Below are 23284 nucleotides of genomic sequence, written 5' to 3' on the forward strand. Positions count from 1 at the left end.
CACAATACGCTCCGCCGGAGGCACCCGTCATTCCAATCCCTCCCTAGTGCAGATTGTGCTGCGACCCGGTCGCTTCTTCGTCCATGATCCCGCGCCCGGTGCGGAACCGGTTCAGACGATGGCGCATTGTGGTGGGGTGGGGCGTGCCTGTGGCCAGCAAATGAGCAAAGGTATGCCCCGAAGCCGGTGTGGCCTTGAACCCGCCATAACACCAGCCGCAATTGACAAAGAGCCCGTCAATATGGGTCTTGTCGATGATGAACGAACCGTCCGGTGACATGTCCATCACCCCGCCCCAACTGCGCAGCATCTTGGCCTTGCCAATGATCGGCATCAGCGTCATGGCCGCCTCTGCCACGTGTTCGACCAGCGGAAGGTTCCCGCGAGAGGCATAGCTGGCGTACATGTCCAGATCGCCACCAAAGACGAGCCCCCCCTTGTCCGATTGACTGATATAGAAGTGGCCCATGCCGTAGGTCACAACGTGATCAAGACAGGGTTTCAGCCCTTCGGTCACGAAAGCCTGCAAGACATGGCTTTCTATTGGTAGACGCATCCCGGCCATCGCCGCCACCTGGGACGACCGTCCAGCGGCCACCATCCCCACCTTCCTGGCCCGAATGGGCCCCCTTGTGGTTTGCACACCTTTCACGACACCGTTTTCGACGTCGATGCCGGTGACTTCGCATTGCTGGATCAGGTGCACGCCACGATCACTGGCCGACCGGGCAAAACCCCAGGCCACCGCGTCATGACGGGCCGTGCCACCGCGCTTGTGATAAAGCCCGCCGTAAATCGGAAACCGGGTTTGGTCGAAATCCAGAAACGGCAACAGCTTTTCGACGCCTGCCCGGTCAAGCATGGCCCCATCGTCGCCCTGCCCGCACATCGCATTGGCCCGCCTTACAAAGGCATCGCGTTGCCCATCCGAATGCACCAGATTGATGATGCCCCGTTGCGAATGCATGACGTTGTAATTCAGGTCCTCTTCCAGGCCCTCCCACAGCTTCAACGAGTGGGAATAGAACTCGGAATTGCCGGGGAGCATGTAGTTGGCGCGCACGATGGTGGTGTTACGCCCGACATTACCCCCGCCCAGGTACCCTTTCTCAAGCACTGCGACATTGGTAATGCCATGAACCTTGGCAAGGTAATGTGCCGTCGCCAGGCCGTGGCCTCCGCCACCGATCAGAACGATATCATATTCCGGCTTGGGCTCAGGACTGCGCCAATGCGGCCCCCACCCCTTGTTGCCGGTCAGACCTTCTTTCAGGACCTTCAGCCCAGAAAAGCGCATGCGCACCTCCGCCTTGTCACGGGACCACCATCACCATCCCGTCGGGTGTATCAAGGACACAAACACGGTCCGATGCGCTTTTCGACATGGGCTGGTCTGCGAGCGACCGATTGCGCACCTCACGCGGTTTTGCCTGTTCTGAAACATGATTTTGGCTTCCAATGGCCGCATGACGTTACTTCGACATTTCCTGGCGGGCGTTCTGGCCTTGCTGCCCATCCAACTTGCTGCGCAACCGGCCGACTTTGTGTCGCCCTCCATCGTCATTCTGGGCGACAGCCAGATCCCGTTTGGCTCGGGACCGGTCTTCCTGGAGTTTTTCGAAAATATCAAAACCCATTGCCCCCCCACACCCACGCAGGCCGCCAACCTCGAGGTCCTGGCTGACATGAAGGTCGCTGTGATCGGCGTGCGTTCCACGTCGCTGCATTCGTGGACAGCCAAAATGGGCAAGGCCAAGGGGGCAATCTGCGATGTCGATCCCAAGTGGAAGGTCAACGCCGGCACCTACGGGTTCATCAACACGACCGGCAACAAGTACAAGCAGATCGGCAAGGGCGACGCCTACCAGTTCTGCGAGATGAAGCAGTCGGCGTTTCAAACCATGTTCCGCCCCGGGTATTACGAACCCAAGCTGATCCTCCTGTCCTTTCTCGGAAATTCGGCCAAACGGTGGGCGGACGACTATGCCAAGGCGGTCGCTGACGTGGAACAGATGAACGCCCAATTGCCCGCCGGCGTGCCGTGCATCTTCATGACGACAGCGCCCAGCTACTCCAAGAAGATCACTGATCTGCGGCTGAAGGCGCAGGCCAACGTCAAACGGGCCTTTGCCGAAACGGGCAGCCAATGCAGCTTCATCGAAGGGGCAACACCCGAAACCGTGGCCGCCAACCAGGGCAACAAGAAATACTTCCGCCTGTCAAAGTCGGGCAAGGTCAAGGACCCATATCATCCGAACGAAAGGGCGGCCAAAACCTTCTTCATGATTGCGATGGATGATATCTGCACGGCCGTGTACGACCAAATCGACGCGGCCATGCCGGACCTCGCGGCGCGCTGACTCCGTTCATCCTATCAGTTTCAAGAAGTCCCGGGATTTCAGGCAAAGCCCCAAAGTTCACGGCACCCGCCCACTGGACGGGTGCGACAAATGACGTGGCGCCCCAGCGCCTCCTTTGGTCCATGTACTTCTACAGCCCTTTGGCACGATAACTGTCGGCGACCTTTCCGATTGCGACCAGATATGCGGCTGTGCGCAGATCATCCACATCCCCGCGCTCGTGCCAGACAGACGCCATGGACTGGTATGCCGCACGCATTGTGTCATCAAGGCCCGAGCGCACCAGTTCCAATTCATCCGCACCGCGCAGGTACTTGTCCTTGAAGTCCGGCGTCATCGACCAGGCGTCGCCCAGATGGCGGCTCAACCGCTCCAATTCGTCTACGACCAGCTGGTGGCGGGCTTCTTCCTGGCGTCGTTGCATCCGGCCAAAGCGGATATGGCTGAGGTTCTTGACCCATTCAAAGTAGGACACCGTGACACCACCTGCGTTGGCGTACATGTCCGGGATGATGACTGTCCCCTTGTCACGCAGGATCGCGTCGGCACCGGCAGTCACCGGACCATTTGCGGCCTCGATGATCAGCGGGGCCTTTATCCTGTCCGCATTGGCTAGGTTGATCACGCCTTCCAGGGCGGCGGGCACCAGGATGTCGCAGTCCATCTCAAGCACGGTTGCGCCATCTTCGACATAGGTCCCGTCGGGATAGCCGGCGACACCGTCATGGCTCGCGATCCAGTTGCGCACCGCATCGACGTCCAGACCCCGCTCATCGACCAATGCGCCGTCACGCTCGATGATGCCCACGATCTTGCAGCCATCCTCCCCTGCGAGGAACTTGGCCGCGTGGTACCCCACATTGCCCAGACCCTGCACAACGACGGTCTTGCCATCCAGAGTGCCGGACATACCGGCCTTCTTGACGCCCTCCGCATCGCGGAAGAACTCGCGCAGCGCATATTGCACACCCCGACCGGTGGCTTCGGTCCGGCCTTGAATGCCGCCCGCATTGGTGGGTTTGCCGGTCACACAGGCCACGCCATTGATGTCGGTGGTGTTCATCCGTTTGTACTGGTCCGCAATCCACGCCATCTCGCGCTCGCCCGTGCCCATGTCCGGGGCGGGCACATTCTGGGCCGGGTTGATCATGTCGCGCTTGATCAGTTCGTAGGCGAACCGCCGGGTGATCAGTTCAAGTTCGTGTTCGTCATATTCACGTGGATCGACATGCAGGCCGCCCTTGGAGCCCCCGAACGGCGCTTCCACCAGCGCGCATTTGTACGTCATCAGGGCCGCCAGCGCTTCGACTTCGTCCTGGTTCACGCCCAGCGCAAAGCGGATGCCGCCCTTTACCGGTTCCATGTGTTCGGAGTGGACGGAACGGTATCCGGTAAACGTCTGGATCTGACCGCGCAGGCGAACACCGAAACGAACAGTATACGTCGCGTTGCACACCCGTATCTTTTCCTCAAGACCCGGCGGCAGGTCCATCAACGCCACCGCACGGTTGAACATGATGTCCACGCTTTCACGGAAACTTGGCTCGTTGGGGGTGCTCATCCGGGATCTCCTTCTTCCGGTTCGACTCAGGTCGCGCGAGTCTGTGGAACCAGCCTATGACGGTTCGGTTAAGACGTGCGACTTTTTTGTGCGCATTTGAAATGTCGTCCCGATTTAGCCCAATTACTTAACAATCCGTAAACAGTACCCAATACGGTGACGGATTGATGAAAATGCGGTCAAAATCTCCACACAGCTTTCCTGCTTTTGCCCGATTTCAGCCACATTCCGGCGCCACACCAATCATCGGACGAAAAGGCTGTTGAAGCCTGTGATGACCAAAAAACAACAAGGTGCTTGATGCCAATGATGTGGACACGGAAATTGACGACGAAGGCTGGGCTGAAGAACAGCGTCGCCGGATTTGCGCGCGACGAGTCTGGGTCCATGACCATTTTCGCCGTCGCAATGTTTTTGATGATGATTTTGGTTGGCGGTATTGGCGTCGACCTCATGCGCAACGAAATGGAACGCACACGGATGCAGGCCACGGTCGACCGGGCCGTCCTCGCCGCCGCGGACCTTGATCAACCGCTGGAACCCGAGGCTGTCGTACGCGACTACTTCGACAAGGCGGGCATGAGCAATTATCTCAGCGCGGTCACGGTGGAACAGGGATTGAACTTCCGCACCGTTACGGCCCAGGCCAACATGACAACCACCACGCAGTTCATGCACCTGATGGGTGTCAGCGAATTGCCGGTACCCGCCATTGGACAGGCCGAAGAACGGGTGTCCAACGTCGAAATCTCGATGGTGCTCGACATCTCGGGTTCGATGGGTCGGGACAACAAGATGGAAAACCTGCAGGACGCGGCAAAAACCTTTGTCGACACGGTTATCAGGGATGAAAACGAAGATCTGATCTCGATCTCGCTCGTTCCCTATACGGCGCAGGTAAACGCGGGCTATGATATCTTCTCGCGGATGGAAACGCAGCATCGCCACAACTATTCTTACTGCATCGATTTCGAAATCGCCGACTTCTCCGAAGCCGGGCTCGACCTCGACAATCAATACGAGCAGATGCAGCACTTTGACGAAGGCTGGAACTACTCCAACCCCGTCAGCAATCCCGGTTGCCCCAAGCGCAGCTACGAGGAAATCGTGCCGTTCAGCCAGAACGCGACGACCCTGAAGAACACGATCGATGACTACCGCGCCCGCGCGAATACCTCGATCCACCTTGGGATGAAATGGGGCGTGGCTCTGCTTGACCCATCGTTCCGCCCGATCACCCAGGATCTCGCGGGTCCCGACGAAAACATCGTCGACGACGCGTTTGGCAACCGCCCTGCGTCCTATTCGGATCCGGAGACACTGAAAACAGTCGTGCTGATGACGGACGGCCAAAACGTGGACACCACGCGCATCCAACCGTGGTACTACAACAGCCCGTCCGAGTACGCGCACTGGAACCGCTATCCGTTGCACTGGTACCTGAACAACTATGTACGGGGCAGCTGGAACAACTGGCGCTACACCAAGTACACGTCCGGCCAGGCCGACGCGATGCTCGAAGACATCTGCGACGCAGCCAAGGCTGAAGGCATCGTGGTGTGGTCCGTGGGCTTCGAGGTGACCGACTATTCGGCTGGCGTCATGGAAAACTGTGCGTCCTCGCCCAGCCACTTCTTCCGGGTGGAAGGCGTCGAAATCACCGAAGCCTTCGAGGCAATCGCCAAGCAAATCAACCAACTGAGGCTGACCCAATGACACTCAAGATCAAATCATTCCTGCGTCGGTTCCGTCGCGAAGAGGATGGCCAGATGGTGGTGGAATTTGCCCTCGCGGTACCACTCATGTTCACCCTCTTCATGACCTCGGTCGAACTCGGCATCTATTCGGTGCGCCAGGGCTTCCTGGACCGGGGACTGGACATGGCGGTACGCAACGTGCGGCTGAACACCGGCTCCAACTATAGCCATAGCGACATCAAAAACATGGTGTGCGAGTATTCGGGCTTCCTTGAGGATTGCGACAGCCTGCTGAAACTGGAGATGAAACCTGTCTCTGCACGCAGCTTTGCCGGCTTCCCTAACTCGCCCGACTGTATCGACACGTCGCTCGAAGTGACCCCATCCACCACCTTTGTGCACGGGGCCGAACACCAACTGATGATGCTGCGGGCATGCTACAGTTTTGATCCTGTCTTCCCCCTTGCCGGGATGGGCCGGTCGTTCACCAAGGACGGCGCAGGTCGGGTCAAGATGGTCTCGATGTCCGGATTTGTGCAGGAGCCAAGCTGATGAAACGCCTTATCAACACCTTGCGGGCCTTCCGCGACGAGGAACGGGGCAGCCTGGCGGTGGAAACCGTCCTGATCATCCCCGTCCTCTTCTGGGCCTACCTGTCGATGTTCGCGATCTTTGATGCGTATCGCCAGCACTCGATCAACCAGAAAGCCGCCTACACGATCGGTGACATCATCTCTCGCGAGACGACACCGCTGGACGGTGACTATATGAACGGCACACGGGAGATCGTTGCGTACCTGACGGCCAACCTTGAGCAAAACGTGGCTGTACGGGTCACCAGCGTCAAGTATGACGCGAACGCTGACGAATACAAACGTGACTGGTCAGAAGCCCGCGGTTGGCACCCTGCGCTGTCCAACAAGGACGTCAACAACCTGCGCATCCATCTTCCGGTCATGCCACACAACGAGCGCGTGATGGTGGTCGAGACCTTTGTCAAATACGACCCGCCGTTCGCGACAGGCCTGCAGGAGCGTGAGATCCAGAACTTTGTTTTCACGCGTCCCCGCTATGCACCCCGCGTGCTGTGGGCCGTCGAAGGGGCCACGCAAGGGCCCTAAGCACGTCAGTCTGACGATCGTTCTGCAATCATGGCCGAGAGTATCTCGGCCATGAATTTTGCCTGGTGACCGGGTGTCATACCACCAACACCAACACGGTTTCCCAGACGCCACCAAAGACCCGGCCGCCATGCGCGGCCGTTCGATGCTTGAAGGCGCAGCAAGAAGCCGTTGGACGGTTTGAACGCAAACATGCCCCGGTCGATGGAGAGTATGTCTTCGGTGCGCGCCACAAGCGCGCCTGAGCTGTCGCGCAGTTCTTCAGGCGTCAGTTCCAGCGTGAGGGCCGTGGCCCGGCGCATCTTTTCCGCGATCCAGATCGACCCACCCCCAAGCACAAAAAGGAAAACCTGCCAGCCCACCGCCGGCGGGCGCACAATGCCCACGTAGATCACCATCAGCGACAGGATCCACAGCGATCCGATACCCAGGATGCGCCGCCCGGGCGACGCTTGAATGGTGGCGATGACCTCGCCCTTTTTGAAATCCAGTCCTTGCATGCCTCGCCCTTAGCTTGGGGTCATGGGCTGGGCAAGAGGGCTCAGCGGCGGACGATGACCTCTGCGCCGGGCTCCTCGGGCTCATCATCGACCATCTCAGCCGGAAATCCGGGGGCAGTCACATCCAGACCTGTCGCTTCTTCAAGGCGTTTGATGATGTTGGGCGACAGCTCGCGCGGGCCGAACCGGTTGATCGCATCATCGAACAGCGAAATCAGCAGGGGGTTCAGGTCCAGCGGCACCCCGGCCCTGTCCGCAACATCCTGAAACAGGCCAATGTCCTTGGCCACGAGGTCCATCGTGAATGAAATGTCGCGACTGCCGTTCAGGATCACCTGGCTTTCTGTTTCGTGCACAAAGGACGTGCCGGAACTGATCGCCATCGCCTCATATGCCACGGCCAGGTCCATGCCCGCGCCCTTGGCCACTGTCAGCGCCTCAGCACAGCTGACCAGATTTGCGGTGGCAAGGAAGTTCGTCAGCACTTTCAGGACCGATGCGCTGCCCAGGTCACCGGTATGCAACACACGGCGTCCCATGGTGGTCAGCAAGGGCAATATCCGCTCGAACGTGGCACGGTCACAGCCCGCGAAGATGCTGATGTTGCCGGTGTCCGCGCGGTGACATCCGCCCGACACCGGGCAATCCACCGCCGCACCTCCAGCCGCGATGACCTGCGCCCCGATGCGTTTGACCTCGGCCTCATCCGTCGTGGACATCTCCATCCAGATCTTGCCAGGACCGACATGCGGCAGCATCTCGTCCATGACCGCGGCAGACGCGGCGGGACTGGGCAGGCAGGTGATGACGGCATCACAGCTTTGCATAAGCGCTGCCGGGCTTTCACCATCCCGCGCACCGTCCGCAACCTTGGCGGCGACGAAATCCGCATTCAGATCGTGCACAGCCACGCTATGACCGTTGCGGATCAAGCTGCCCGACAGCTTGCCGCCTACATTGCCCAGACCGATAAAGCCGATGTTCATAGACCTGCTCCCGTGTTCGTGTCGGCCCAAGGAAAGGCGAATGGCCGACACTGTCCGTCTTGTTTACGACGCAGGGACAAAATTCTCGGCATAAAACCGGTACCAGTTGCCGCCCATGATGCCTGCCACCTCTTCGGCGGACATCCCGGTCGCCCGCAGGCCCCCTTCAATGGTGCCAAAATCGCGATTGTCGCGGAACCAACTGGGCTGTGGCGGAAAACCCGGGTTCGCGGCAGAACCTTCGCCGTAATCGATCTCTTTGGACCAGCGGCCCACGCGCATCCACTCGACAACGCGATCAGGCTGGTCCTGACACAGGTCCGATCCGATCCCGATCTTGTCGGTACCATAGCGTTCAGCCGTCCGGGCCACCGCCTCGCAAAACGACTCCAGCGTGCAGTTCGACCCGTCCTTGAGGTGGTGCGGATATAACGAGAAACCCATCATCCCGCCGTTGGACGTCACGGCACGGATCACGTCATCGCGTTTGTTGCGCAGGGCCGGGTGCCAGTCATGCGGATTGGCATGCGTGATGGCGATTGGCCGCTCGGACATGTCCGCCGCCTCGATTGTGGACCGGTCCGCGGAATGGCTCATGTCCACGACCAGCCCGACACGGTTCATTTCCTTGATCACCTGTTTGCCCATGCGGGTGATGCCGGTGTCTTCGTCCTCGTAACATCCGGTCGCAAGCAACGATTGGTTGTTGTAGGTCAGTTGCATGAACCGGGCACCCAGCGTGTGCACGATCTCAACCAGACCAATATCATCCTCAATCGGGCTGGGATTCTGAAACCCGAAGAAGATCGCGGTCCTGCCTTCGGTCCGCGCCCGATCAATATCGCTGGCCCAAAGCCCCTTGGTGATCAGGTCCGGATACTGTTCGAACCACCGGTTCCACATCTCGAAATTCAGCACCGTCTCGCGAAAGTTCTCGTGGTACGAAATGGTCGCATGCACCGCATCCACATCCCCTTCGCGCATCTGGCGGAACACCTTTTCCGACCAGTTGCAGTACTGAAGATTGTCGATGCGCATCTCAGCTTTTCCCGGAATCGTCTTTGTCGAGGTTCAGTGCCATCATTGCGCTCCGGCCGATCGGTGTGCTGGCGAAAGGGCCCCCATGGCACATGTTGGCAGGGTCCTGCGGGTCCAACGGACCGGCCTTGGCATAAATCTCTTTCGCGAACTTTTCGGCATTGTCCTTTGGCCGAAAGCCCAGATGCCGCGCGCCCGAGTTGTCTACGGGGGCACGGTCGTTGTCGGACACACCATAGACGATCGAGAACCCGACAATGGGCGTGTCGATGGCCCGCTCGACCAGATGGATCATGTCGTCGTAGCTTAGCCACGACCCAACCGCGCGCGGGTTGGTGACATTGGCGCATGACAGGATGCGCAGGCAAACCGCTTCGATCCCGTTCTTGTCCCAATACATGCGTGCAAGGTCCTCGGTAAAGCACTTGGCAAGGCCATAGAACCCGTCGGGACGGTGTGCGGCGTCGATACCAATCGCTTCGGTCTTGGGATGCATGCCAACCGCGTGGATGGACGAAGCATAGACGATGCGCCGGGTGCCATGCCGCCGCGCAGCTTCCCAAATGTTGTAGGATCCGATGAAGTTTGGACCAAGCAGCGTCTCGAACGGACCCTCGTCCACGAAAGCACCGAAATGCACAACCATGTCCGCGCCTTTGACCACTGCCTCCATCGCGTCGAAATCGGCCAAATCGGCCTGCACATAACTTTCGTTCGGCAGAAGGGTCTCGATCCCGTCCGCGATATCCGTGGACACAAGCGTGTCGCACATCTGCGACAACGGTTCGCGCAGATACGAGCCGAGGCGACCTGCGGCCCCTGTCAGCACAAGTTTTTTCATGGTCAGTCCTTCAGATCACTGCTTTTTCGATGATGGGTTTGCCTGCAACCAGACGGTCAAAATGGAAGGGCGTCAAATCCAGAGATCGGTAGCCACCATAAGTCAGCCATTCCGCCGTACCGCGCCCCATGGCCGGAGACTGCTGAAGCCCGTGACCAGAGAACCCGTTGAGGAAAATGAAGTTTCCAACTTCATGATGCGGACCCATGATGGCGTTGTGGTCGAAGGTGTTCATGGAATAGTGCCCGGCCCATTCGCTCGTCACCTTGATCGCCTCGAATTGCGGGATGCGTGTGGCAAGTACAGGCCAGACATGATTTTCCCAGATGCCGTGATCCATGGCGAAATCATCATAGTCCACCGCCGGATCAACATCTGCATGCCCACCCGCCTGATAGGTGCCACCGCCATTTTCACGCACATGCACGCCCGAAGGATCGATGGTCAGGGGCAGGTCCTGTTCCAGCGGCTGTTCGGCCTTGAAGACCCAGGAAAAGCGCTTGCGCGGTTCGACCGGCACGTCAATGCCCGCCATCTGCGCCGTGCGGGCCGCGCGCGGGCCGGACGCGTTTACGACCTGACCACAGCCGATCACTTCGCCGCTTTTCAGGGTCACACTTTCCACCCGGGTGCCTGACGCGTTGCGCGACATGGCCACCACTTCGTTCTCGACATACTCGACACCGCGTTCGCGGCTTTGCCGCCGCCACCAGTCGAAAACGGCTGCGCCGTCCCAATATCCCTCGTCCACCGTGTTGATCGAGCCCAACAAGATGTCATCGACAGTGTAGAACGGGTAAGCGGCCTTGATCTCTTCCGGGGTCAACAACCGGGTTGCCGCGCCAGCTGCGTGCTGGACACCGATGTTCTCGCGCAATGTGGCCGCAAAAGCCTCGGTATCGGCCAGATACATATAGCCGAAACTGCGAATACTCAGGTCCGGCACGCGATCATCCCCGCCCATGTACCTGCGGATATTCTTCACGAAATCGGCGGCAAACTGGCTGATGCGTACATTCAGCTCGGTCGAAAATTGCTGGCGCATGCAGCTGTTGGTGTGCGCGGTGGAACAGGCGGAATAAGTCTGGTCGCGCTCCACCACCAGAACGCGCCCGTCAAAATCCGGGTTGTCTGACAGGAACCACGCAGTTGAGGCGCCCATGATGGCACCGCCGACGATAACAACGTCATAGCTGTCATATTCCGGTGTTTTCACCAGGTCTCTCCCGCTGTTCTTGCCGATGCGACGGTCACGACTGTGCGGTGGATTTGCACGCGGCACCAGACCCTTGTTCATCATTCGCCGCTTTTTTGGGCGCACCGCCCGCAGCTTGGGACACATGACAAGAAAGCCGTGGTTGCGCGTGGCAAATCTGTGCGTCCCTCATGGATGTGCCGCCCTGCTTCGCGCACGCATCCAGCGTGAGCCAGAACATGAAAATAGCGGTCATTGAACCAGACCAGGACCGGGCGCGCGACATCATCGACGCCTTGATGGAAGGCGGATGGACGGATGTCGTTGTGTTGGGCGACGTGACCGGACTCGCGCGCAAGCTGGGCGCGCTTGATCCCGACCTGGTCCTTATTGATCTGGCAAATCCCAGCCGTGACGTCCTCGAACAGGTCAGTGTTGCATCCGAAGCACAGACACGACCCGTGGCCATGTTTGTCGATCGCTCGGATGACGAGATGACACAGGCCGCCGTGTCGGCGGGCCTGTCCGCCTACGTGGTGGGCGAACTACAGCCCGAACGCATCAAGCCGGTTCTTCAGACCGCGATTGCCCGTTTCCAGATGATGAGCCAGATGCGCAACGAACTTGAGGCGGCCAAGCAGGCGCTGGCAGATCGCAAGACGGTGGATCGCGCCAAGGGCATGATCATGCGCGCAAAGGGCGTGACCGAAGAGGACGCCTACGCCCTATTGCGCAAAACCGCCATGTCGCAGAACCGCAAGGTCATCGATGTTGCACAGGCTCTGCTGACCGCATCGGACCTGCTGACATGACTGTCACCCGGCTCAATTGCGGATATGTACCGCTTGTCGACAGCGCGCCGCTTATCGTTGCGCAGGATTTGAACTTTGCTGCGGATGAGGGGCTGTCGCTGAACCTCTTGCGCCAACCCTCCTGGTCAGCATTGCGCGATCTGCTGGCGCTTGGGCATCTGGACGCGGCCCATATGCTCGCCCCGATGCCCATCGCCATGTCGCTTGGCCTGAGTGGTCCCGCCGCCCGGATTGATGCGCTCATGGTGCTGTCGGTGAATGGCACCGTCATCGGTGTGTCAAACGCCATGGCGGATGCCATGCGGACCAAGGGCTGGCCCGGTGGTTTTTGCGCACCCACGGACACGGTCCGACCGCTGCTGTCCGCATTGGACCGGCCGCTGCGCGTCGGGGTTCCCTTTCCGTACTCAATGCATCGATTGCTGTTCGAATACTGGATCGGACATGCGGGGCATGCGGTGCCCGAAGACATTCATATCATCACAACCCCACCGCCGCTGATGGCAGATGCCGTCGCCGCAGACGAGATTGACGTATTCTGCGTTGGTGAGCCCTGGGGGTCGGTCGCTGTGGCGAACAACGTGGGCGAATTGGCGCTGCCGGGCACCGCCATTTGGGCCCATGCACCGGAAAAGGTGTTGGCCGCGCGGCATGACTGGGTCGAAAGCAACCCCGGACCGGTCGGCGCATTGATGCGCGCCGTCGCGCGCGCGGCGGCATGGCTGGACGTGCCCAAGAACCGCCCCCTCGCGATCGAGATTCTGGCCCGCAGCGCACATCTTGATCTGCCACATGCCGCGCTGGATCATGCGCTGATGGGGCGTTTTGCAACGCGTTTGGGCGCGGCGCCGGTCGATGTGCCGGGGTTTCTGCGGTTCCACGACCGCGCCGCCAACTTCCCGTGGCGCAGTCAGGCCGCATGGATCGGCGCCGAGATCGCGCGGCTTGCAGACCTTGACCGTGCGCATGCCATTTCTGTCGCGCAAAGGACGATGCGACCCGATTGCTACCGCACGCACCTGGGTCCAATCGGATTCGATATGCCCGGCGCATCCGCCAAGATCGAAGGCGCCCTCACCCATCCCGTCGCAGTTGCGTCGACGCGGGGGGAGATGATTCTTGGGCCGGATGCTTTTTTTGATGGCGAAACCTTCGATTTTGCGCCGCTGGACTGACCAAAAATTAGGCAGATGCTGCATTGCAGCACGATTTATCGGTCTGACGTCACTTTCCTGTTGTTGCCTCAACGAACGGCCCGCTACCTTGGGTTCAACGAAGCAATGACGCTTCCCTCCGCCTCCAAGTTGGGGGCTCTATCAAGAGCAAAGCCGCTCGTTCCCTCTGCGTACACCTCCTCCCGTGCGCATCGTGGAACGAGCGGTTTTTTTGTTACAGAAGGACCGACAGGATGACCCGTTTCATAACAATCGCAGGTGCCATGGCTGCCCTGCTTGGCACGGCGGCCCACGCCGAGCTGCTGGATCTGGAAAAGGATGAGTTGAAGTTTGGCTTCATCAAGCTGACCGACATGGCGCCCTTGGCCATCGCCTATGAAAACGGCTACTTCGAGGACGAGGGCCTGTTTGTCACTCTGGAAGCGCAGGCGAACTGGAAAGTACTGCTGGACGGTGTGATCGACGGGCAGCTTGACGGCGCGCACATGCTGGCCGGTCAACCGCTGGCCGCCACCATCGGCTACGGTACCGAGGCGCACATCATCACGCCCTTTTCCATGGACCTGAACGGCAACGGCATCACGGTGTCCAATGACATCTGGGAAGAGATGAAGCCCCATGTGCCACTGATGGATGATGGTCGCCCGCAACACCCGATCAGCGCCGAGGCCCTGAAACCGGTGGTCGAGGACTACAAGGATCAGGGCATCCCGTTCAACATGGGCATGGTCTTTCCCGTCTCGACACACAACTACGAAATCCGCTACTGGCTGGCCGCCGGTGGGCTGGAGCCGGGCTTTTACAGCCCCGAAAACATCAGCGGCCAAATCGGTGCCGATGTGCTGCTGAGCGTCACGCCACCCCCACAAATGCCCGCCACGATGGAAGCAGGCACAATATTTGGGTATGCCGTGGGTGAGCCGTGGAACCAGCAGGCCGTGTTCAAGGGCATCGGCGTGCCGGTCATCACCGATTATGACATGTGGAAGAACAACCCCGAAAAGGTCTTTGGCATCACCAATGAATTTGCCGAGGAAAACCCCAACACGACCAAGGCCATCACCAAGGCGCTGATCCGTGCCGCCATCTGGCTGGACGAGAATGACAACGCCAACCGCCCCGAAGCGGTGGAGATCCTGAGCCGGTCCGAATATGTGGGCGCGGATTACGAGGTGATCGCCAACTCGATGACCGGGTTCTTCGAGTTCGAGAAGGGCGACCGCCGCCCGGCCCCGGACTTCAACGTGTTCTTCCGCTACAACGCGACCTACCCGTTCTATTCCGACGCCATTTGGTATCTGACCCAGATGCGCCGCTGGGGTCAGATTGCCGAAGCCAAGCCCGATCAGTGGTATTTCGACATGGCGGCCAAGGTCTACAAGCCCGAGATCTATCTTGAAGCCGCGCGCCTGCTGGTGGACGAAGGGCTGGCGGACGAGGCCGATTTCCCCTGGGACAGTGACGGGTTCAAGGCCGCCACGCCTGCCGAGGACATCATTGACGGCATCCCTTACGACGGCAAGGCGCCCAACGCCTATATCGACAGCCTGCCCATCGGTTTGAAGGGTGACCAGAAGGTCATCGGCAACGCGGTCGAAGGGTGAACGCCATGACGGGGTGGGCAGGATTGCCCACCCTACGCTGCCCCGCAGCAAATCTGCCCTGGCGCCGGGGTATCTGCACAAAAAACAGGCACGCCGCAGTGCCGCAAAATGCCCTGTCACACCCCATGCACCACGTGTGCACAACCTGTGCACAGCCCGTACACCGCTGCATCGCAGCATCCGCCAATTCGAGCCTTGCAGCGCGCCCTGAGGCCAACTGCATACACGCCAGGAGAGCCTGACATGACCGCCATAGACCCATCCGAACTGGACGCCGCCGCGCGCGAAGATCGCAAGCAGCGGACATTCACCCGCATCAATGCCGCTGACAAATGGTTCCAGGTTCTGGGCCTGTCGTGGCTGACGCCCGTGTTGAAGGCGGCGGCGGGCGACAACCCCAAGGCGCAGGGTCGCGAAATCTGGCGTCTGCTGGGTGTGCCGCTTTTGGCAATCGGTCTGTTTCTGGCTGCGTGGGCCACATTGGCCCCGACGGTGCAGACGTCACTGGGGGCCATCCCCGGCCCTGTGCAGGTGTGGGAACAGGTGGGCAATCTGCACGCAGATGCCCTGCGCGAGAAAGAGAAAGAGGCGGCATTCTATGTCCGCCAGGACGAACGCAACGCGAAACTGATTGCCGATGGTCGCGAAGACCGGGTGCGGGACCGCATTTATACCGGCAAGCCCACCTATTACGATCAGATCTGGACGTCGATCCAGACCGTGTTCTTTGGCTTTCTCATCGCGTCGGCCATTGCCATTCCGCTGGGCATCGCCGCCGGTCTGAGCCCCATGGTGAATTCGGCCATCAACCCGCTGATCCAGATTTTCAAACCTGTCTCGCCGCTGGCATGGCTGCCCATCGTCACGATGGTTGTGTCGGCCACATATGCGTCTGACGGCTTTTTCGCAAAATCCTTTTTGACATCGGCCATCACCGTAACCCTGTGTTCGCTCTGGCCCACGCTGATCAACACGGCCCTTGGGGTCGCCAGCATCGACAAGGATCTGGTGAGCGTGTCGAAGGTTCTGAAAATGAACACCTGGACCAAGATCACCAAGCTGGTCCTGCCCTCGGCCCTGCCGCTGATCTTTACCGGGCTGCGCCTGTCGCTGGGCGTTGGCTGGATGGTGCTGATTGCGGCCGAGATGCTGGCGCAGAACCCCGGTCTGGGCAAGTTCGTGTGGGACGAGTTCCAGAACGGATCTTCGCAATCCCTCGCCAAGATCATGGTGGCCGTGTTCACCATCGGCATCATCGGCTTCCTTCTGGACCGTCTGATGTACGCGATCCAGTCCATGTTCACCTTCACGAACAACCGGTGAGCGCCATGAGCATGATCGAGTTCAAGAACGTATCGAAGCATTATGAGGCGGGCACCGAACGGACGGAGGTGTTGAACGATATCTCCCTGTCCGTGGAGGACGGCGAGTTTCTGGTTCTGCTTGGCTTTTCGGGGACCGGCAAGACGACCCTGATCAACCTGATGGCGGGTCTGGAGATGCCATCGTCGGGTGAGGTGCTGTTCAAGGGTGCGCCAGTTGCGGGTCCGGGACCGGAGCGTGGCGTGATCTTTCAGAGCTATTCGCTGATGCCGTGGCTGACGGTGAACGGCAATGTTGGTCTGGCTGTCGATACAATCTTTCCGGGGCTGCCCAAGGCAGAGCGTGCGGCGAAGGTGGACCACTATGTGCAGATGGTGGGCTTGGGTCATGCGACCACGCGTCGTCCGGCCGAGTTGTCGGGCGGCATGCGCCAGCGCGTGAACGTCGCCCGTGCGCTGGCCATGAACCCGGAGGTTTTGCTGCTGGATGAGCCGCTCTCTGCCCTTGACGCGCTGACCCGCGCCAATCTGGCGGACGAGATCGAGCATATCTGGGAGGCGGACAAGAAGACCTGTGTGCTGATCACCAATGACGTGGACGAGGCGATTATTCTGGCCGACCGCATCATCGCCCTGAACCCCGATGGGACGTTGGGTGACGCGTTCAAGGTCACCATCCCCCGCCCACGGGACCGGATGGAGATGAACCACAACGATCAGTTCAAGCGGTTGCGGGCGGATGTGACCAAGTACCTGATGGATGTAGGGATCGAGGCCAAGGTCGAAGGTACGAAGCTGCTGCCCGACGTGACCCCCATTCATGGGGTGCCGTCGGCTGTGGCCGATGCGCAGAAGGGCATGATCGAGAGCCGGTTCCTGGATTTCAGCCAGTTGCACAAGGTGTATCCGACACCCAAGGGGCCGCTGACGGTCGTCGAGGATTTCGACCTGAAGATCAACAAGGGCGAGTTTATTTCTCTGATTGGCCATTCGGGCTGCGGGAAGTCGACCGTGCTGACGATGGCCGCAGGGCTGAACGAGATCTCCAAGGGGGCCATCAAGCTGGATGGGCGGCATGTGGAGGGGGCGGACCCCGAACGCGCGGTGGTGTTCCAGTCGCCCAACCTGTTTCCGTGGCTGAGCGCGAAGGAGAACGTGGCGATCGGGGTGGACAAGGTCTATCCGCGCGCGTCGCGGGCTGAGCGGCAGGATGTGGTGGAGTATTATCTGGAGCGGGTGGGGCTGGCGGACGCGATGGACAAGCAGGCCGCCAGCCTGTCGAACGGCATGAAGCAGCGGGTGGGGATTGCGCGGGCGTTTGCGCTGTCGCCGAAGCTGCTGCTGCTGGATGAACCGTTCGGGATGCTGGACTCGCTCACGCGGTGGGAATTGCAGGAAGTGCTGATGGAGGTGTGGTCGCGCACCAAGGTCACCGCCATCTGCGTCACGCATGATGTCGACGAGGCGATCTTGCTGGCCGACCGCGTGGTGATGATGACCAACGGGCCGCAGGCGACCATCGGCAAGATCGTGGATGTGGACCTGCCCCGCCCGCGCACGCGCAAGGCGCTGCTCGAACACCCGGATTACTACAGCTACCGGCAGGATGTGCTCGATTTCCTTGAGGAATACGAACACGGGGCCAAGCCCAAGCCACCTGCCAACGGCACCCCGAAACCCAAAGCCATTGCGGCGGAGTGAAAGAGATGACCCAAGACATCATTGTCATAGGTGCCGGCATGGCCTCGGGCCGTGCGTTGGAGCACCTGTTTGACGCGGGCGCAGACGTGAACGTGACCCTGTTCAACGCCGAACCGCGCGGCAACTACAACCGCATCATGCTGTCGCCCGTGCTGGCGGGCGACAAGACCTACGACGAGATCGTGACCCACGACGCCGACTGGTACAAGGCCAACGGTGTCACCTGCCGCTTTGGCGAGCGGGTGGCGTCGGTGGACCGCGCGGCCAAGACCGTCACGGCGGAAAACGGCGATGTCCTTCCTTACGACAAGCTGATCATTGGCACGGGGTCCAACCCCTTTATCATCCCCCTGCCCGGCCATGATCTGGACGGCGTGATCGCCTACCGCGATCTGGAAGACACCCAATTGATGATGTCGATGGGACCACAGAACAAGGTCGTGGTCATTGGCGGCGGCCTTCTGGGGCTGGAAGCCGCCGCAGGCATGGCCGCGCGCGGTGTAGACGTGACGGTTGTGCACATCATGGGCCACCTGATGGAGCGTCAGCTGGACGAGGCGGCGGGTTATCTCTTGCGCAAGGCGTTGGTGGACAAAGGCATCACGGTGCTGTGCCAGGCCAATTCCAAGGAAATCCTTGGGCACGACGGCAAGGTGCGCGCGCTGCTGCTGGACGATGGGACAGAACTGCCCTGCGACCTGCTCGTGATGGCAGTGGGCATTCGCCCCAACGTGGCATTGGCGCAAGAGGCGGGATTGGCCGTGGGCAAGGGCATTCATGTGGATGACCAGATGGTCACGTCCGATGAAAGCATCCTCGCCGTCGGCGAATGTGTCGAGCATAACGGCGCGATCTTTGGTCTTGTCGCCCCGCTTTATGATCAGGCGAAGGTGGCGGCGCAGACGATCCTCGGGGAAGAGGCGGCGTTTGTGCAGAAGGAACTCAGCACCAAGCTGAAAGTTACGGGCTGTGATCTGTTCAGTGCGGGCGACTTTGCGCATGCGGAGGGCCGCGAGGATATCGTGTTCAGGGACCCCGGGCGCGGGGTTTATCGAAGGCTGGTGATCGAGGACAACGTGGTCGTCGGTACGGTGATGTATGGTGATACGGCGGACTCGGGCTGGTTCTTTGGCCTGATCCGGGACAAGACCGACATCGCGGACATGCGCGATACGGTCATCTTCGGCCCCGCCTATCAGGGAGGGACCCCCGTGGACCCTTTAGCAGCCGTTGCAGCCTTACCGCGTGATGCGGAAATCTGTGGCTGCAACGGCATTTGCAAAGGCACCATCGTGGACGCGATCGAAGGGGGCGCGGGCGATCTGACCGCCGTGCGCGCCGTGACCAAGGCATCCGGGTCCTGCGGGACCTGCACCGGTTTGGTCGAACAGGTTCTGGCCGTCACGCTGGGCGATGATTTCGTTCTGCCGGGCGCGCAGCCCATTTGCGGCTGCACCGACATGACCCATGAAGACGTGCGGCGCATGATCAAGTCGCAGGAACTGAAAAGCATGGACGCGGTCTGGCAGGAATGCGCGTGGAAGACACGCGACGGCTGCCACGTGTGCCGCCCTGCCCTGAACTACTACCTGATTGCGGACTGGCCGCTGGAGTATCTGGACGATCCGCAATCGCGTTTCATCAACGAACGCAAGCACGCCAATATCCAGAAAGACGGGACTTTTTCGGTTGTTCCGCGCATGTGGGGCGGGATCACCACGCCGGACGAGTTGCGCGCGATTGCCGATGCCGCCGACAAATATGACGTGCCGACGGTGAAGGTCACCGGCGGGCAGCGCATCGACCTGCTGGGTGTGAAGGGAGAGGATTTGCCAAGCATCTGGGCCGATCTGAACGACGCCGGGATGGTGTCGGGCCATGCCTATTCCAAGGGGCTGCGCACAGTGAAAACCTGTGTCGGGACCGATCATTGCCGGTTTGGCACGCAGGATTCCACCGGTCTGGGGATCAAGCTGGAAAAGGCGCTGTGGGGGTCGTGGACGCCGCACAAGCTGAAGCTGGGTGTGTCGGGCTGCCCGCGCAACTGTGCCGAAGCGACCTGCAAGGACATTGGCGTGGTCTGTGTCGACAGCGGGTTTCAGGTGGGCATCGGCGGGGCCGCCGGCATGGATGTGCGCGAGGTGGAACGGCTGATCGACGTCGAGACCGAGGAAGAGACCATCGTCGTCATCAAGGCGATGACGCAGCTCTATCGTGAGAACGCCAAGTACCTCGACCGCATCTACAAGTGGATGAACAAGGTGGGGCTGGATTGGATACGTGAGCGTATTGCCGACCCGGCAGAGCGCGATGCGCTGGCGGCGCGCTTTGATCTGTCCCAGACGGTTTACCAGAAAGACCCTTGGGCCGAGCATGCCGCGAAGAAGGCGGCGATTTATCGGCCTGTGGCCAACCTGACCCTGGAGGCCGCGGAATGACGACCTGGATTGATATCGCGGCCTTGGACGACATCCCGCAGCGCGGGGCGCGTGTGGTCAAGACCCGGGCGGGCTGCGTGGCCGTGTTCCGGACGGCGGCGGATGAGGTCTTCGCCCTGGACAATACGTGCCCGCACAAGCAGGGGCCGTTGGCCGAGGGGATCGTGCATGGGTCAGCGGTGACGTGCCCGCTGCACAACTGGGTCATCTCGCTTGAGACCGGTCTGGTGCAGGGCAATGACGAGGGGCAGGTTGCCACGTACCCGGCCCGTGTCGAAGGCGGGCGCATCCTGCTTGATACGACATTCCTGCAAGCCCGGTCGGCGGCATGAGCACCTGCACGACCTGTCCGTACTGCGGCGTAGGGTGTGGGGTGATCGCAGCGCCGGATGGCACCATCAAGGGCGATGTGCAGCACCCGGCGAATTTGGGGCGGCTCTGTTCCAAAGGGTCGGCCTTGGGCGAAACCATCGATCTTGAGGGGCGATTGCTGTCACCCAGAGTGAACGGTGTCGAGACGGATTGGGAGACGGCCACCGGGCTGGTGGCACAAAAGTTCGCGGACGCCATTCGCGACCATGGCCCGGACTCGGTGGCGTTCTACGTGTCGGGCCAATTGCTGACAGAGGACTACTATGTCGCCAACAAGTTGATGAAGGGCTTTGTCGGGTCGGCAAATATCGACACAAATTCAAGGCTTTGCATGGCATCTTCCGTGGCGGCGCACAAGCGCGCCTTCGGATCGGACACGGTGCCCGGCACCTATGAAGACCTGGAACAGGCCGACCTGATTGTGCTGGTGGGATCAAACCTCGCGTGGTGCCACCCGGTTCTGCATCAGCGCATTGCAGCGGCCAAGGCGGCCCGTCCTGAAATGCGGGTCGTCAACGTCGATCCGCGTCGCACGGCAACATCGCATCTGGCCGATTTGCATCTGCGCGTCGCACCGGACGGGGATGTGGCCCTGTTCAACGGACTGTTGGCGCATCTGGGCGCGTCCGGCCGCATCAACGAGACCTATGTCGCGGCGCATGTGTCCAACCTGTCGGATGCGATGGCGGCGGCACAGGCCACCGATCCTGCCGACAGCGGCCTCGCGCCCGATGATCTGGCCGTCTTCTATTCCATGTGGGCGGGGACGGAGAAGGTCGTGACCGTCTATTCCCAGGGTGTGAACCAGTCCACATGCGGGACGGACAAGGTGAACGCGATCCTCAATTGCCACCTGGCGACGGGGCGGATTGGGCAGCCCGGGATGGGCCCGTTTTCCGTGACCGGACAGCCCAATGCCATGGGCGGGCGCGAGGTGGGCGGGCTGGCCAACATGCTGGCCAATCACCTGGATATCGAGAATGCCGATCATCGCGCGGCGGTGCAGACGTTCTGGAACAGCCCGGCGATCTGTGACGCCCCCGGCCTCAAGGCCGTCGATCTGTTCAGGGCCTGCGCCGATGGCCGGATCAAGGCGCTGTGGGTGATGTCGACCAATCCAGCCGTCAGCCTGCCGGATGCGGACGGGGTCGCTGCCGCGCTCGGGACCGTGCCGTTTGTCGTGGTGTCCGACATCATGGCGCGCACGGATACGGGCGATCTGGCGGATGTGCTCCTTCCTGCCGCGGGGTGGGGTGAAAAAAGCGGCACCGTCACCAATTCGGAGCGCCGCATATCGCGGCAGCGTCCGTTTCTGCCGGTGCCCGGGCAGGCGCGGCCCGACTGGAAAATCATATGTGACGTGGCTGCCGCGATGGGGTGGGCAGACGCGTTTACCTATGACGGTCCGGCGGCGATCTTCCGGGAATATGCGCAGCTGTCCGCCGCGACACGGCACTTCGGGCGCGACTTTGACATCAGCGGGCTCGCCAGCGTGACGGATGCGGAATACGAGGCGCTTGCACCCGCGCAATGGCCTGTACCCGCAGCGGGCAAGGGTCCGAGCCGCTTCTTTGCCGACGGGGGGTTTTACCATCCGGATGGCAAGGCGCGCATGCTGCCGCTGGTTGCGCCCCCACGACGGATGGCAACGGGGTTTCACCTGAACACCGGACGCAACCGCGACCAATGGCACACGATGACCCGGACGGGCAAATCTGCGCGCCTTGGTGCGCATCTGGCCGAACCCTATGTCGAAATACATCCCGATGCCGCTGCGGAACTCGGCATCGGAACGGCAGAGCTGTGCGTGCTGAGCGATGGCAGACATCAGGCCGTGATGCGGGCGCTGCCCACCGATCGGGTGGCACGCGACGCCTTGTTTGCCCCCATGCACTGGACCCGGCAGCGGACCCGCCACGGGACAATCAATGCAGTTGTGCAAACCGGCACTGATCCGGTGTCAGGCCAACCCGCGCTCAAGGCCGGGCGCGTGACAGCCCAACGGTTCGCCGCGCGTTGGTATGGCTTCCTTGCCGCGGCGCAGGACATCCGGCCCACCGGCACCTATTGCGCCATTGCGCGCACCGACACCGGTTGGCAGGCCGAACTGGCGGGGGACACTCCCCCGATGGATGCAGAAACGCTGCTGGCAGAACTGGTCGATACCCGTGACGCAGATATCAGCCTGTTTTCCGACGACACCACCGGGATGACGCGTGCAGCGGCCCACCGGGAGGGCCGTCTTGTCGCCACCCTGTTTGTGTCGCCCGATCCCGTACAGTTGTCGCGCGCCCATGCCATCGCGGCGGTGGGTCAGGACAACGCCGCAGGCGACGTGCTGGCCGGGCGGGCGGCTGGCGTTCAGCAGGACGCGGGCCCGACAATCTGCGCATGCATGAGCGTGGGTCTCAACGCCCTCAAACGGGCCATGGCCGATGGCGCAACAAGTGTCGAGGCCTTGGGGGACTGCACCGGCGCAGGCACCAATTGTGGCGCGTGCAAGCCGGAACTGGCCGGATTGCTGATACCAAACACCCCGTCGGCCGTCGCCGCTGAATAGG

At 60.9% G+C, this 23284-nt stretch carries 19 protein-coding genes; 12 read left to right on the top strand and 7 right to left on the bottom strand.

Going from position 1 to position 23284, the window contains the following annotated elements; all coding sequences use genetic code 11:
• Window positions 1-43: 43 nt before the first annotated feature.
• Entirely contained in the window at window positions 44-1297 is a 1254-nt protein-coding gene (locus Q0844_RS07795; protein ID WP_299043557.1) for a sarcosine oxidase subunit beta family protein, read from the bottom strand.
• A 169-nt stretch (window positions 1298-1466) separates the two neighbouring features.
• Here Q0844_RS07795 and Q0844_RS07800 point away from each other — a divergent pair, with 169 nt between their 5' ends.
• The gene (locus tag Q0844_RS07800; protein WP_299043559.1) at window positions 1467-2360 is read left to right on the top strand and encodes an SGNH/GDSL hydrolase family protein; all 894 of its coding nucleotides are present in this window, start codon (window positions 1467-1469) and stop codon (window positions 2358-2360) included.
• Between the two features lie 130 nt (window positions 2361-2490).
• On the opposite strand, the gene Q0844_RS07805 is transcribed toward Q0844_RS07800, so the two are convergent.
• Window positions 2491-3921 carry a Glu/Leu/Phe/Val dehydrogenase gene (locus Q0844_RS07805; RefSeq protein ID WP_299043561.1) on the bottom strand — a complete coding sequence of 477 codons (1431 nt, stop codon included), beginning with the start codon at window positions 3919-3921 and terminating at the stop codon, window positions 2491-2493.
• A gap of 387 nt (window positions 3922-4308) precedes the next feature.
• On the opposite strand from Q0844_RS07805, the gene Q0844_RS07810 reads away from it, so the two are divergent.
• The 3 genes from Q0844_RS07810 to Q0844_RS07820 are packed head-to-tail and all read left to right on the top strand — an operon-like array spanning window position 4309 to window position 6739.
• Window positions 4309-5637, top strand: a complete 1329-nt coding sequence (locus Q0844_RS07810; RefSeq protein ID WP_299043562.1) for a pilus assembly protein TadG-related protein — start codon at window positions 4309-4311, stop codon at window positions 5635-5637.
• Window positions 5634-6170: a TadE family protein gene (locus Q0844_RS07815; protein WP_299043564.1), complete on the top strand. Its 537-nt coding sequence runs from the start codon at window positions 5634-5636 to the stop codon at window positions 6168-6170. Before Q0844_RS07810 ends, Q0844_RS07815 begins: the two co-directional genes overlap by 4 nt.
• Window positions 6170-6739 carry a TadE/TadG family type IV pilus assembly protein gene (locus Q0844_RS07820; protein WP_299043566.1) on the top strand — a complete coding sequence of 190 codons (570 nt, stop codon included), beginning with the start codon at window positions 6170-6172 and terminating at the stop codon, window positions 6737-6739. Before Q0844_RS07815 ends, Q0844_RS07820 begins: the two co-directional genes overlap by 1 nt.
• Before the next feature lie 5 nt (window positions 6740-6744).
• Here the strand turns inward: Q0844_RS07820 and Q0844_RS07825 are convergent, their stop codons facing one another.
• The 5 genes from Q0844_RS07825 to Q0844_RS07845 all read right to left on the bottom strand — a co-directional run bounded on the left by Q0844_RS07825 (window position 6745) and on the right by Q0844_RS07845 (window position 11320).
• Entirely contained in the window at window positions 6745-7239 is a 495-nt protein-coding gene (locus tag Q0844_RS07825; protein WP_299043568.1) for a hypothetical protein, read from the bottom strand.
• Window positions 7240-7280: 41 nt separating this feature from the next.
• Complete coding sequence (locus Q0844_RS07830; RefSeq protein WP_299043570.1) at window positions 7281-8225, bottom strand: NAD(P)-dependent oxidoreductase; 945 nt, start codon at window positions 8223-8225, stop codon at window positions 7281-7283.
• A 63-nt stretch (window positions 8226-8288) separates the two neighbouring features.
• Window positions 8289-9263, bottom strand: coding sequence for a membrane dipeptidase (locus tag Q0844_RS07835; protein ID WP_299043572.1), 975 nt, complete (start codon window positions 9261-9263; stop codon window positions 8289-8291).
• Window position 9264: 1 nt separating this feature from the next.
• Entirely contained in the window at window positions 9265-10104 is an 840-nt protein-coding gene (locus Q0844_RS07840) for an NAD(P)-dependent oxidoreductase (RefSeq protein WP_299043573.1), read from the bottom strand.
• A 10-nt stretch (window positions 10105-10114) separates the two neighbouring features.
• Window positions 10115-11320 carry an FAD-binding oxidoreductase gene (locus Q0844_RS07845; protein ID WP_299043575.1) on the bottom strand — a complete coding sequence of 402 codons (1206 nt, stop codon included), beginning with the start codon at window positions 11318-11320 and terminating at the stop codon, window positions 10115-10117.
• 206 nt (window positions 11321-11526) lie between these two features.
• On the opposite strand from Q0844_RS07845, the gene Q0844_RS07850 reads away from it, so the two are divergent.
• The 8 genes from Q0844_RS07850 to Q0844_RS07885 all read left to right on the top strand — a co-directional run bounded on the left by Q0844_RS07850 (window position 11527) and on the right by Q0844_RS07885 (window position 23283).
• Complete coding sequence (locus Q0844_RS07850) at window positions 11527-12111, top strand: ANTAR domain-containing protein (protein WP_299043577.1); 585 nt, start codon at window positions 11527-11529, stop codon at window positions 12109-12111.
• Complete coding sequence (locus tag Q0844_RS07855) at window positions 12108-13286, top strand: CmpA/NrtA family ABC transporter substrate-binding protein (protein WP_299043579.1); 1179 nt, start codon at window positions 12108-12110, stop codon at window positions 13284-13286. Before Q0844_RS07850 ends, Q0844_RS07855 begins: the two co-directional genes overlap by 4 nt.
• A gap of 233 nt (window positions 13287-13519) precedes the next feature.
• Window positions 13520-14890, top strand: a complete 1371-nt coding sequence (locus Q0844_RS07860; RefSeq protein ID WP_299043580.1) for a CmpA/NrtA family ABC transporter substrate-binding protein — start codon at window positions 13520-13522, stop codon at window positions 14888-14890.
• A 243-nt stretch (window positions 14891-15133) separates the two neighbouring features.
• Complete coding sequence (locus tag Q0844_RS07865; RefSeq protein WP_299043581.1) at window positions 15134-16213, top strand: ABC transporter permease; 1080 nt, start codon at window positions 15134-15136, stop codon at window positions 16211-16213.
• A gap of 5 nt (window positions 16214-16218) precedes the next feature.
• Entirely contained in the window at window positions 16219-17913 is a 1695-nt protein-coding gene (locus Q0844_RS07870; protein WP_299043583.1) for an ABC transporter ATP-binding protein, read from the top strand.
• Between the two features lie 5 nt (window positions 17914-17918).
• The gene (gene nirB, locus Q0844_RS07875) at window positions 17919-20351 is read left to right on the top strand and encodes a nitrite reductase large subunit NirB (RefSeq protein ID WP_299043585.1); all 2433 of its coding nucleotides are present in this window, start codon (window positions 17919-17921) and stop codon (window positions 20349-20351) included.
• Window positions 20348-20683 (top strand): nitrite reductase small subunit NirD, encoded by a 336-nt coding sequence (gene nirD, locus Q0844_RS07880; RefSeq protein ID WP_299043587.1) that lies wholly within the window; start codon window positions 20348-20350, stop codon window positions 20681-20683. Before nirB ends, nirD begins: the two co-directional genes overlap by 4 nt.
• A complete protein-coding gene (locus Q0844_RS07885; RefSeq protein WP_299043589.1) occupies window positions 20680-23283 on the top strand; it encodes a nitrate reductase in 2604 nt (867 codons plus the stop codon). Before nirD ends, Q0844_RS07885 begins: the two co-directional genes overlap by 4 nt.
• Window position 23284: the final 1 nt, after the last annotated feature.

The sequence above is a fragment of the uncultured Tateyamaria sp. genome (genome assembly GCF_947503465.1).
Taxonomy (GTDB): Bacteria; Pseudomonadota; Alphaproteobacteria; order Rhodobacterales; family Rhodobacteraceae; genus Tateyamaria.